This is a genomic window from Pseudomonas sp. CFII64 (genome assembly GCF_000416235.1).
Taxonomy (GTDB): Bacteria; Pseudomonadota; Gammaproteobacteria; order Pseudomonadales; family Pseudomonadaceae; genus Aquipseudomonas.
In genome coordinates this window covers 93,240-105,978 of sequence record NZ_ATLO01000054.1, presented here as the reverse complement: position 1 = coordinate 105,978, position 12,739 = coordinate 93,240, and the positions used below count along the sequence as shown (strand labels likewise).

At 59.4% G+C, this 12,739-nt stretch carries 9 protein-coding genes and 1 riboswitch; of the genes, 5 read left to right on the top strand and 4 right to left on the bottom strand.

Annotated elements, in window-relative coordinates:
• The 4 genes from CFII64_RS29990 to CFII64_RS28970 all read right to left on the bottom strand — a co-directional run.
• The coding region (locus tag CFII64_RS29990) for a hypothetical protein (RefSeq protein ID WP_020294463.1) at positions 1 to 203 on the bottom strand (203 nt) is incomplete at its 3' end.
• A 120-nt stretch (positions 204 to 323) separates the two neighbouring features.
• Positions 324 to 908, bottom strand: a complete 585-nt coding sequence (locus tag CFII64_RS28980; RefSeq protein ID WP_020294462.1) for a TMEM165/GDT1 family protein — start codon at positions 906 to 908, stop codon at positions 324 to 326.
• Positions 909 to 929: 21 nt separating this feature from the next.
• Positions 930 to 1,117, bottom strand: a riboswitch (yybP-ykoY riboswitch).
• Positions 1,118 to 1,157: 40 nt separating this feature from the next.
• Entirely contained in the window at positions 1,158 to 2,156 is a 999-nt protein-coding gene (locus CFII64_RS28975; protein ID WP_020294461.1) for a class I SAM-dependent methyltransferase, read from the bottom strand.
• Positions 2,157 to 2,336: 180 nt separating this feature from the next.
• A complete protein-coding gene (locus CFII64_RS28970) occupies positions 2,337 to 3,302 on the bottom strand; it encodes a 2-hydroxyacid dehydrogenase (RefSeq protein WP_020294460.1) in 966 nt (321 codons plus the stop codon).
• A gap of 87 nt (positions 3,303 to 3,389) precedes the next feature.
• Here CFII64_RS28970 and CFII64_RS28965 point away from each other — a divergent pair, with 87 nt between their 5' ends.
• The 5 genes from CFII64_RS28965 to CFII64_RS28945 all read left to right on the top strand — a co-directional run bounded on the left by CFII64_RS28965 (position 3,390) and on the right by CFII64_RS28945 (position 12,675).
• On the top strand, positions 3,390 to 4,019 hold the full coding sequence (locus CFII64_RS28965; protein WP_020294459.1) for a LysE family transporter: 630 nt from the start codon (positions 3,390 to 3,392) through the stop codon (positions 4,017 to 4,019).
• Between the two features lie 325 nt (positions 4,020 to 4,344).
• On the top strand, positions 4,345 to 6,021 hold the full coding sequence (locus CFII64_RS28960; protein ID WP_020294458.1) for a fatty acid--CoA ligase: 1,677 nt from the start codon (positions 4,345 to 4,347) through the stop codon (positions 6,019 to 6,021).
• A gap of 362 nt (positions 6,022 to 6,383) precedes the next feature.
• Positions 6,384 to 8,321 (top strand): DUF1302 domain-containing protein, encoded by a 1,938-nt coding sequence (locus CFII64_RS28955; RefSeq protein ID WP_020294457.1) that lies wholly within the window; start codon positions 6,384 to 6,386, stop codon positions 8,319 to 8,321.
• Between the two features lie 28 nt (positions 8,322 to 8,349).
• On the top strand, positions 8,350 to 9,714 hold the full coding sequence (locus CFII64_RS28950) for a DUF1329 domain-containing protein (protein WP_020294456.1): 1,365 nt from the start codon (positions 8,350 to 8,352) through the stop codon (positions 9,712 to 9,714).
• A 225-nt stretch (positions 9,715 to 9,939) separates the two neighbouring features.
• On the top strand, positions 9,940 to 12,675 hold the full coding sequence (locus CFII64_RS28945; protein ID WP_044901811.1) for a LuxR C-terminal-related transcriptional regulator: 2,736 nt from the start codon (positions 9,940 to 9,942) through the stop codon (positions 12,673 to 12,675).
• Positions 12,676 to 12,739 lie beyond the last annotated feature (64 nt).

Sequence of the window (12,739 nt, the reverse complement as noted above, 5' to 3'; positions counted from 1 at the left end):
GCATCGATCGTCGTGTACGCGCCGGCGGGAGCCAGACTGTCCTGTTCGGTGTGGGCCAGTTCCGTCGCCCGAAAAGTGCCATCGCCCTGATTGATATCCGGATGGGTGGGCGCTTGATACGGCGCGTCGAGATCCTGCTGCGCGGCATCCGGCCAGAGCATGCGGTGCATGGGATGTTGCGGGTCGTTGACGACTCCATACATAGGACCGGCTTTAGCCGGGAGGAGGCCGGCCCATTCGCAGCGGGTCTGTTGTCTGAACACTCACCCTCCCGGCTAAAGCCGGTCCGACAGGTCCATTCTTTACCGAAAGATCAAGGTTGATCATACCCAGCCACTGACCTGCATCGCCTTGTACACCGCGACCAGTGCCAGCACGAAGAAGGCGCAGGCCGCCAGGCGCCGGATCAAGGTCAGCGGCAGTTTGTCGGCGGCGAAATTGCCCGCCAGCACTACCGGTACGTTGGCGATCAACATGCCCAGCGTCGTGCCGATAATCACCAGCCAAAGGTAGGAATATTGCGCGGCCAGCATCACCGTGGCGATTTGCGTCTTGTCGCCGATTTCCGCGATGAAGAACGCAATCAGCGTGGTCAGGAATGGCCCGAATTTGCGGCCATTGCTGGCTTCGTCATCGTCCAGCTTGTCCGGGACCAGCGTCCACAACGCGGTGGCGGTGAAGCTCGCGGCGAGAATCCAGTGCAGCGTGGCGTCGGAGAAGAAACTGCCAAACCAGGCGCCGACCGCACCCGCCGCAGCGTGGTTGGCCAGGGTGGCCGCGACAATGCCGGCGATGATCGGCCAGGGCTTGCGAAAGCGCGCGGCGAGAATGAGGGCGAGCAGTTGGGTCTTGTCACCGATTTCGGCAAGTGCGACTACAGCGGTGGGGACCAACAGGGATTCCAGCATCAGGGTTTTCCTAAGGGGCGGGTCGACACGGCTATGACACGTACAACCTCCCCGCCCCGGGTAAGGTGTTCGTGTCATAGGTCTGGTCAAACCACCGATCCGTCTGAGCGGATTCGGGGTCGTACGCACCATGGTCTGAGGACCAAGTATGTTGATGCGTACCGGACGAGCATGATGCTCGTGGGAGACTACTCCCCTAGGACGGAGCGGATTCTGCCTACGCAAGCGGCATTCGGCAAGCGCTTATTTTCAGGCGCGCTTGGCGCGGTAAATCCGGAAACCATTGCCCTGAGCCTTGATCGCGCACACGCCCAGGTGCTCTTCGATCAGCGGTTGATACTTGAGGAAGGCATTCGCAACCAAGCGTAGTTCGCCACCTGATTTCAGATGTTGGCGTGCTTTTCGCAGCAAGTTTTCCGTTGCCTGATAATCGGTATGCACCCCGACATGGAACGGTGGATTGCTCAGAATCGTGCTCAAACCCATGGGCGCGGCGTCGATCCCGTCGCCGGTCAATACCTCGGCTTCCAGGCCATTGGCGGCGAGAGTCAGACGGCTGCTGGCGGTGGCGAAAGCGTCCACGTCGAGCATGATGACGTTGTTGTGCGGGTAGCGACGTTTTACCGCAGCGCCGAGTACACCGGCACCACAGCCGAAATCCAGCAGATTGCCGCTGGGCAGCTTGTCGATGTTTTGCAACAGCAGCGCCGAGCCGCGATCCAGACGACCGTGGCTGAAGACGCCCGGCAGGCTGACGACTTTCAGTGGACCATCTTCCATTTCCACTTCGTAATGCTGGGCGAGGCTTTCCAGGGTTACTGCTTGCGGGGCGGTTTCGACAGTGACCTGCCACAGTTGGCAGTGCCGCGCGCTGTCCAGCTTGCGGGCGCGACCGAACGGGCTCAACTGGCGGGCTGCCGCTTCAATACCGCTGCGCTTCTCGCCGACCAGGAACAACTCGCGGCCGGCCAGTCGCGAAGCCAGGGCATTAAGGATGTAATCGGTCAGGTCGCGGGACTTGGGCAGAAACACCACGGCAGCGTCGAAGGGTTCCTGCGGCGCGTCGACGCCAAAGTGCGTGCGGCCTTCGAAACGGGCATCCAGCGCGGCTTGATCGCCCGCATGCCAGCACCAGCCGCGTGCTTTTGGCAAACGGCCAAGCAAATCATCTGCCGGCAAGCCAGCCAGCAGCAGCGAACCCTGAAACAGCTCGGCCTGACGGAGTAACACTTCACTGCGCGGGTCCATTGAAGGGCTCCTTGAAAAGGGGCGCAGTCTAGCAGAGCTTCGCAGTCAACTACGCGCCGTCCCCCGTAGGAGCGAATTCATTCGCGAATGGCCAGTCCAGGCGGCGGAGATTTCCCTGACCCTGACACCGCTTTTCCGGATATATCCGGTCCCACACAGTCTGCACGGGATCTCCCGCTATCAGCTCACCACCCGCACCGGATTACCGGCAAAGAACCCCAGCGCATTTTCCGTCACCTGGGTAACAATCCGTTGCCGCGCCTCACGAGCGCCCCAGGCACTGTGCGGGGTAATGATCAGGCGCGGAATATCGCCAGCCAAGAGCGGGTTGCCAGCGACCGGCGGCTCCACGGTCAACACATCCGATGCCGCGCCGCCCAAGTGGCCATTACGTAGCGCATCCGCCAGCGCCTGTTCATTGATCAGCCCGCCTCGAGCCGTGTTGATCACGTATGCATGGGGCTTGAGCAGGCTCAGTTCATGGGCGCCGATCATGTCGCGGGTGTGCTCGTTGAGCGGGCAGTGCAAGGTCAAGGCGTCAATCTGCGGCAGCAGTTGCGCAAGCGGCAAGCGATCAGCGCGGGCCGGGCGGCCGGGGATCTGCCCGAGCAAGACGCGCATGCCAAAGGCTTCAGCCAGCTTCGCCACCGCGCCGCCGAGTTCGCCATGCCCCAACAAACCCAGAGTTTTGCCTTCCAGTTCGAAAATCGGGAAGTCCAGCAGGCAAAACTGTTTCGACTTCTGCCATTGGCCGTGTTGCACCGCGCTCTGGTAGTCCGGCAGCCGGGTGGCGAGGGCGAGCAACAGCATCAGCGTGTGCTGCGCCACCGACGGCGTGCCGTAACCCTGACAATTGCATACGGTGACACCGTGCTGGCGGGCGGCCTCCAGGTCGACGTTGTTGGTGCCGGTCGCCGTCACCAGCACCAGCTTCAAGTCGGGACATGCGGCGAATGTGGCGGCATCAATCATGATCTTGTTACTGATCGCCACGCTGGCGCCTTGCAGACGCTCAATCACCTGATCGGGTGTGGTGCTGGCATGCAGCACCAGATCGGCGAAACATTCGCGCAACGTACCCAAGTCCAGATCGCCCAGATCCAGGGACGTGTGGTCGAGGAAAACTGCCTTACCGTGATTGCTCATCAGCTGTACCTGTTATTGGAAGTTTCGAAGGCTTAATGTGGTCAGCCTAACAGAGCGAAACGCTTGCTTACATTTTTGGAGAAACGCATGTATTGGGCAGAATTTCTGACCGTTGCCTTGATTCACCTGCTTGCCGTCGCCAGTCCAGGCCCGGATTTCGCCGTGGTGGTGCGTGAAAGCGTGACCCATGGCCGCAAAGCCGGGACCTACACAGCCATGGGCGTGGGCACCGCGATTTTTGTGCATGTGGGCTATTCGCTGCTGGGGATCGGCCTGATCGTTTCCCAGTCCATCGTGTTGTTCAACGCGCTTAAATGGGCAGCTGCTGCGTATCTGCTGTACATCGGCTTCAAGGCCTTGCGCGCCAAACCGGCCAATGCCAGCGATGCACCCGTCAAGGTTGCCGAGGGCGAGCGCACCGCACGCGGCGCCTTTACCAGCGGCTTTGTCACCAACGGCCTGAACCCCAAGGCGACGCTGTTTTTTCTGTCGCTGTTCACCGTGGTGATCAATCCGCACACGCCATTGTGGGTGCAGGCGGGTTACGGCGTTTACCTGGCTGTGGCGACCGGCCTGTGGTTCTGCATGGTGGCGCGCCTGTTCAGTCAAGAGCGTGTGCGTGCAGGCTTTGCGCGTATGGGCCATTGGTTTGATCGGGCCATGGGGGCGGTGCTGGTGGCATTGGGCTTGAAGCTGGCGTTTACCGAGATTCGCTGATAAAGCCAGCTTTGGTCTCGTCAAACCCCACATAACCTGGAATGCGTTCCGTAGGACTGGCTTTAGCCGGGAGGAGGCCATTCCATGCGCAGCAGCTACGTCGTTAGCACTGTCGCCCTCCCGGCTGAAGCCGGTCCTACGGATCTGCGGTATGGCGCGGTGTCAGCTTCAGGGTGAAATCCTCCATGGCTTTGAGCGAAGGCTGGCAATTCGCCTCCCCTGACGCTCATCCAGCAAATCATCCCTTCGGCTGATTTGGCTGGCGGGCCGGGCCTCTAGAGTGCATATTTTCAAGCCTCGACTTTGCACTCGAAAAGGAACTCCCATGCTGCAGACCCGCGTTATTCCACCGGCCGATGGCGCCTATCAGTACCCCCTGTTGATCAAGCGGCTATTGATGTCCGGCAGTCGCTATGAAAAAACGCGTGAAATCGTCTACCGCGATACTGTTCGCTATACCTATCCCGAGCTTTCCGAGCGGATCTGTCGTCTGGCCAATGTCCTGACTGCCGCAGGCGTCAAGGCTGGCGATACCGTTGCGGTGATGGATTGGGACAGCCATCGTTACCTGGAGTGCATGTTTGCCATTCCAATGATCGGTGCAGTGATTCACACGGTCAACGTACGCCTGTCACCCGAGCAAATCGTCTACACCATGAACCACGCCGAAGATAAGTTCGTGCTGGTCAACAGTGAATTTGTCGGCCTGTATAAGGGGATTGCCGGGCACCTGACCACGGTCGAGAAAACCTTGCTGCTCACCGATCTGCCGGAAAAGACCGCTGATTTGCCTGATCTGGTCGGCGAGTACGAAACTTTGCTGGCGCAAGCGAGCAACCAGTACGAATTCGAAGATTTCGACGAAAACTCCATCGCCACCACCTTCTACACCACGGGTACGACGGGTAACCCGAAGGGCGTGTATTTCAGCCATCGGCAACTGGTCCTGCACACCATGGGCGTAGCAACCATTGTCGGCAGCGCTGAACGGTTGCTGGGCACCGATGACGTGTACATGCCGATCACGCCGATGTTCCACGTGCATGCGTGGGGCATGCCGTATGCGGCCACCATGCTTGGCATCAAACAGGTCTATCCGGGGCGTTACGATCCTGAAATGCTCGTCGAGTTGTGGCGTAAGGAAAAGGTAACGTTCTCCCATTGCGTGCCGACCATCCTGCAAATGCTGCTCAACTGCAAGTCCGCTCAAGAGCTGGATTTTGCCGGTTGGAAAATCATCATTGGCGGCAGTTCGCTCAATCGCACGCTCTTTGAGGCCGCCAAGGCCCGTGGCATTCAGTTGACCGCCGCTTATGGCATGTCGGAAACCGGGCCGCTGATTTCCGTTGCTCACTTGAATGACGAGCTGCGCGCTGGCACCGAAGACGAGCGCATTACTTATCGGATCAAGGCCGGGGTGCCGGGGATTCTGGTGGACGCGGCGATTATCGATGAAGACGGCAACTTCCTGCCCGCCGATGGCGAGTCCCAGGGCGAACTGGTGTTGCGCGCGCCCTGGTTGAGCGAAGGGTATTACCGTGAGCCGCAGAAAGGCGCCGAGCTCTGGGCGGGTGGCTGGATGCATACCGGTGACGTGGCCACGCTGGACAGCATGGGCGTCATCGATATTCGTGATCGCATCAAGGACGTCATCAAGACCGGTGGCGAATGGATCTCGTCGCTGGACCTCGAAGACCTGTGCAGTCGCCATCCGGCGGTGCGCGAAGTGGCCGTGGTGGGCATCGCCGATCCGCAGTGGGGCGAGCGGCCTTTCGCGCTGCTGGTGATTCGCGATGGGCACAGCATCGACGCACGGGATTTGAAGGAACACCTCAAACCATTCGTGGAACTGGGGCACATCAATAAGTGGGCGATTCCGCATCAGATCGCGCTTGTTACTGAAATTCCCAAGACCAGCGTCGGCAAACTCGACAAGAAGCGCATGCGCGTAGACATCGTCGAATGGCAGAACAGTAACAGTACCTTTCTCTCGACGCTCTGATACCCAACCTGCCGCGCTCCCCGAGTGCGGCAGGTCCCGCCGATAGCCCCCTGACAAGCGCCTGCCCTGTCAAAAACCGATTTCACGCCACTCTGCGCACCGGTCTCGCCACAGCGATCGCCGGGAAATACGCGTGCCAGAGGGTTTGATGCTGCAAATCACACTTTAGAGGGATCTAGTGCTGCAACCGGCTGGATATAGTCGGCATCAGGGGCTGGGTAAGAGCGCAAAAAGATGCAATGTCGTGTCGTAACCCTCTGGGTTACCCGATTAGTGTCAAAATCGGAGTTTCGACGAGAAGCCCGGTCGTTTTTAGCAGTACCCACTGCCAAAAAAAAATAAAAGCACATGGAGTAGCGTCGATGACATCAGCAAACCAGTTCTGGCGCCGGGCGAAATTGCCTTTGGCCGTCAGCCTCGCTTCTACGCTCGCCGGTCCTGCATTCGGCGTCAGTTTCAACATCGGCGAAATCGAAGGCAAGTTCGACTCGTCGCTCTCTGTGGGCGCCAGTTGGTCGACTGAAAAGGCCAACAAGAACCTCATCGGTGCCAATAATGGCGGGCACGGCCTGTCGCAAACGTCCGATGACGGCCACTTGAACTTCAAACGTGGGGAGACGTTTTCGAAGATCTTCAAGGGCATCCATGATCTGGAACTGAAATACGGCGACACCGGCGTGTTCGTGCGTGGCAAGTACTGGTATGACTTCGAGCTCAAGGACGAAGGGCGTGAGTTCAAGGACATCAGCGACTCCAACCGCAAAGAGGGCGCCAAATCCTCCGGCGGCCAGATTCTCGATGCGTTCGTTTACCACAACTACAGCATTGGCGATGAGCCAGGTTCGGTACGTCTGGGCAAGCAAGTGGTCAGCTGGGGTGAAAGTACCTTCATCCAGAACGGCATCAATAGCATCAACCCGGTCGATGTTTCGGCATTCCGCCGCCCCGGCGCGGAAATCAAGGAAGGCTTGATTCCGGTCAACATGTTCTACCTGTCGCAAAGCATCACCGAAAACCTCTCGGCTGAAGGCTTCTACCAGCTGGAATGGGACCAGACCGTTACCGACAACTGCGGCACATTCTTCTCCCAGCCGGACGTGATTTCCGACGGCTGCGACAACAACCTGGCCGTCTTGCGCAGCCGCAACAGCCTGAACAGCTCACTGACCTCTGCGGGTCTGCCCGCTGCCGCCCGTGGCGCTGTGTTCAACTCGCTGAACCAGCAAGGTGTGCGTTTCGGCAGTCCTGACGAGGGCGCCATCGTTCGTCGCGGCCCGGACCGTGACGCCCGTGACAGCGGCCAGTTCGGCCTGGCGGTGCACTACAACTTCGAACCGCTGGACACCGAGTTCGGCGCGTATTTCATGAATTACCACAGCCGTGCGCCGATTTTCAGCGGCAAGGGCGGTCCGGCCAGCGCTTACAGCGCGGCAGGTCTGGTGGGTTCATTGGTACGTAACGGAATTCCGGCCCAGACAGCGGCCGCGTTGGCGCCGACGCTGCTGCCGGTGGTGGTTGCGGGCAACTCCAGCTACTACGTCGAATACCCGGAAGACATTCATCTGTACGGCCTGAGCTTCTCCACCACCTTGCCTACAGGTACAGCCTGGAGCGGTGAAATCAGCTACCGCCCGAATGCTCCGGTCCAGGTCAACACCACTGACATCCTGTATTCGGGCCTGTCGCCGCTCAACCCGAACGTATCGGTATTGACGGGTCGCCCGAACACCGATCAGCCGGGTTATCGCCGTAAAGAAATCACCCAGATGCAAACCACCTTCACCCAGTTCTTCGATCAGGTGATGGGCGCGGAACGTCTGACCGTGGTCGGTGAAGTTGGCTGGACCCACGTTGGTGGTCTGGAAAACACCTCGAAAGTTCGTTATGGCCGCGACCCAAGCTACGGTCCGGGCCCGCTGGCTGGCGGTCAATGCACCACGCTCAACGCCGGCACCCTGACTGGCGCTGCGCAGAACAACCTCAGCCGCTACTGCGAAGACGACGGTTTTACCACTGCCAACTCCTGGGGTTATCGCGCCCGGGCCATCTGGGATTACAACAGCGTGTTCGCTGGCGTGAACCTGCGTCCGAGCGTTGCCTGGTCCCATGACGTCGAAGGTTACTCACCAGGCCCAGGCGGCAACTTCGAGGAAGGTCGCAAGGCTGTCAGCCTCGGTCTGGATGCCGAATACCAGAACACCTACACCGCGAACCTCTCGTACACCAACTTCTTCGATGGCAAGTACACGACTGTGGATGACCGCGATTTTGTTGCGCTCAGCTTCGGCATGAATTTCTAAGAACACGGTTTTCAGGACGATTATGAAAATGAAAATAACAACAGGTCTATTGCAAATCGGTGTCTTGAGCCTGTCATTGCTGGCAACCGGTGTCATGGCCGCAGTGTCTGAGTCGGAAGCCGCGAAGCTTGGAACCACGCTGACGCCAATGGGCGCGGAAAAAGCCGGCAATGCCGCCAATACGATTCCCGCCTGGAGCCCGATGCCGAAAAATGCGGGGGCAGTGGACAGCAAGGGTTTCCTTGCCAACCCGTATGCCAATGAGAAGCCGCAGTTCACGATTACTGCGGCCAACGTCGAGCAGTATAAGGACAAGCTTGCTCCGGGGCAGTACGCGATGTTCAAGCGCTACCCGGAAACCTTCAAGATGCCGGTCTATCCGTCCCATCGCGGCGCGACCGTGCCGGATGACGTTTTAGCCGCCATCAAGAGAAACGCCACCAACACCAAATCGGTGGGCGGCGGCAACGGTCTGGAAAACTTCGAGACCGCAGTGCCGTTTCCGATTCCTGCCACTGGCGTCGAAGTGATCTGGAACCACATCACACGCTATCGCGGCGGCAGCGTGACGCGTCTGGTCACTCAGGCCACTCCGCAGCCCAACGGCTCGTTCAGTCTGGTGTACTTCCGCGATCAGTTTGTGTTTCGCGACAAGATGAAAGACTTCGATCCGAAAAACCCTGGAAATATCCTGTTCTACTTCAAGCAGGAAGTGACCGCACCGGCACGTCTGGCCGGTGGCGTGTTGCTGGTTCACGAAACCCTTGATCAGGTAAAGGAACCGCGTTCGGCGTGGGTGTATAACGCCGGTCAACGCCGTGTGCGCCGCGCGCCGCAAGTGTCCTATGACGGCCCGGGTACTGCGGCCGATGGCCTGCGCACCTCTGACAACCTCGACATGTACAACGGTGCGCCGGATCGCTATGACTGGAAATTGATCGGCAAGCAGGAACTGTACATCGCCTCCAACAGCCACAAGCTGGACGATCCAAAGCTCAAGTACGCCGACATCATCAAGGCCGGTCACATCAATCAGGACCTGGCTCGCTACGAGCTGCGTCGTGTCTGGCATGTGACGGCAACCTTGAAGGAAGGCCAGCGCCATATCTACGCCAAGCGTGATTTCTTCATCGACGAGGACACCTGGCAGGCAGCGGTGATCGATCACTACGACGGTCGCGGTCAACTGTGGCGCGTGGCGGAAGCTCACGCCGAGAACTACTACGACAAGCAAGTGCCGTGGTACGCCCTGGAAACCCTGTATGACCTGCAATCGGGCCGTTATCTGGCACTGGGCATGAAGAACGAAGAGAAAAGCGCTTACGACTTCGGCTTCACTGCCACCACCAGCGAGTTCACCCCGAATGCGCTGCGTCAGGAAGGGGTGCGTTGATCTGGTTTGATCAGGCGTGAAAGCCGGTCCTACGGATCACATTGATATTGGATAGACCTTAAAGCCCCTTAACCGGGGCTTTTCTATGTCCGGGTATTCGCAATGATGATTGTAGGAATTTTGTTACAGTCTTTTCGGCAACCGCCTTCAAAAGGCGCTACTTAACCGCTAGTCTCGGGACTATCTGCTTAGCCGCTAATAGCGCTTCAACAACAAGAGCCGGCCATGACTGATCTGTCCCGTATGCAAGGATTCGCAGACAGCGCGGTACCCGCGCTGGAAGGGCGATTTTTTCGACCTCCGTTACCAGACGGATACATATCCCGTCCTCGCTTGTGCGAGCGGCTGGCGGCTGGCTTGTCCGGGCGACTGCTGCTCGTCAGCGCGCCGGCCGGCTTCGGCAAGAGTTCGCTGGCGGTGGAGTTCTGCGAGAATCTTCCGCCTCAATGGCAGAGCGTCTGGATTGGCTTGAGTCAGCGCGACAGTGATCCGGGACGGTTTCTCGAACGTTTGCTGGCCGGATTGCAGCAGTTTTTCCCCCAGCTGGGTGCCCAGGCGCTCGGTTTGTTGAAGATGCGTCAGCGTCATCAACCGTTTGCCTTTGAAGAATGGCTGGACGGACTGCTCGATGAGCTCGCCATGCATCTATTGCTGAGCAAGCCGCTGTTGTTGGTCCTCGATGATTACCATCTGGCGCAAGGGCCGGTACTGGATCGTTGCCTGCAATTTTTCCTCAATCATTTGCCCGCCGGCCTGATCATCATGGTCACCAGCCGCCAACGCCCGGACTGGCATCTGGCGCGCTTGCGCCTTTCGCGACAATTACTCGAACTCACTGAACAAGACTTGCGCCTGACCCATTGTGAGTCGCGGGCGCTGCTCGATCAGCACAGCAGTTCGTTGGACAGCGAGGCGTTGCAAAGCCTGATCCTGCGCAGTGAAGGCTGGGTCGCCGGGCTGCGCTTCTGGTTGCTGGCCGCGTCTGAAGCGGGTGGTGACAACGCGCTGCCTCAGGCGCTGCACGGTGGCGAAGGGTTGATCCGCGATTACTTGCTTGAAGAAGTTATCGATTGCCTGCCTGCTGACGTTCAAGCGTTTCTGTACGAAACCGCGTGCCTGGAACGTTTCTGCAGTGAGTTGTGCAATGCCGCGCGTGACAGTCACGACAGCGCGCAAATGCTGCGTTTCCTGCAATCACACCAAGTATTTCTCGTGCCGCTGGACGAGCATGGTCGCTGGTTTCGCTATCACCATTTGTTTTCCGATCTGCTGCGGGCCCGGCCCGATGCCGAGCTGCGGCAAACCCGGCTGCACCTGAATGCATGCCGCTGGTTCAGCGATCAGGGGTTGCTCGACGAAGCGGTCGAGCAGGCGTTGCGCGCGGGTCATCTGGACGTCGCCGCCAATCTGGTGCAGAACCTGTCCGAAGAGCAACTGCTGGCCGAACAGAACGTCGGCATGCTGTTGCGCTGGAAAATGGACCTGCCAGATAGCTTGCTGATCAGTACGCCGCGGCTGATTGTCCTGTACGCCTGGGCATTGGGTCTGGCGTGTCAGCTGGATGCCGCCGAAGAGTTGGCCAGCAACCTGAGTCGCTTTTTGCCCGCGCCGTCGTCCACGGCGCAAAACTCCATGCTTGCCCAATGGCTGGCGCTCAGCGGCATTATTGCCAGGGGGCGAGGCGACAGCGCCCGGGCCCAGCTGTATTGCTCCGAGGCCCTGCTGAGCCTGCCGCAGAAACGTTACGGTCAGCGGTTATTGTGCCTGTCGACGTTGTCCGGCCTGGCCATTGTCGATGGCGATCTGTGGCGAGCCCGTGCGCTGAACCGAGATGCGCTGGAGTTGGCCCAACGCGTTGCCAATCCTCTGTTCGAAGCGCTCGCGCATTACGATCGTGCGCGAGTGCTGCAAGCACGCGGCGAAATCAATCGATCACTTGATGAAGTCCACCAGGGCATGCATCGGCTCAAGGGGCTGTCGTCGCAACGGTTGTATGCGATCCGTGCGCGATTGACGCTTTATGAAGGCTACCTGTTGACCCTGCGCATGCAGGCCGAAGACGGCCGGGCGCAATTGCTTGCCGGTCTGGCCGAAGCCCGTGCCTGTCGCGACATCAGCGTGTTGATCGGCCACTGTGTAATTGCCGGGCTGGAAGGCCGCGAAGGCCGCTTTGCCGAAGCATTTGCCGAACTGGGTGAAGCCGAGCGGCTGATGCATATCTGGGACGTGCCGCCCGTGTATTACCTGGCAATGATCACCTTGGTCAAATGTGAATTGTGGCTGGCGCAAGGGCGTGTCGATCTGGCCGAAGCCTGGCTCTTGCGCCTGACTCAGACCTACAGCGGCGACGCGCCTGCCGCAGCGCCGGAGTGTCATCCGCAATTGCCGCAGCAAGTCGAGCTGCAACGCGCCGCGCTGGAACGGATTCAAGGCGATGTCGTGGCGTGCGCCCAGCGCTTGCAGAGCCTGGAAAGCTACGCGCAACAGGTCGATGGTCAGCTGCTGACGCTGACGACATTGATTCAGCAAATCCTTCTGCTGCTGGGCACTGCGGACGAAGGCCGCGCACGGCTGTTGTTCACTCGCTGCCTGCACGCTGCTTCCGGGGGCGCTTTGCTGCCATTCCACGAGTTGATCCAGCGCCATCCGTGCTGGTTGCGCGAGCAGCTGCTGCAAGCCGAGCCTTGCCCGCTGCGCGATACGCTATTAAGCAAACTGCCCATCGAGATTCGCGCGCGTGAACCCGTCGAAGCGGTGCATACAACCGATACCTTGAGCGTCCGGGAGCTCAGCGTGCTTCAGCTCATCGCCCAGGGCTGTTCGAATCAGGAAATCAGCGATCAGCTGTTCATTTCCCTGCATACGGTCAAGACCCACGCCAGCCACATCAACAGCAAACTCGGCGTTGAACGTCGCACTCAGGCGGTGGCGCGGGCGAAGGAGTTGGGTTTGTTGGGGTGAGGGGTTGGTGTGTTGAATTGCCCTCCCGGCTAAAGCCGGTCCTACAGCTCGCCAAAAGGAGTTT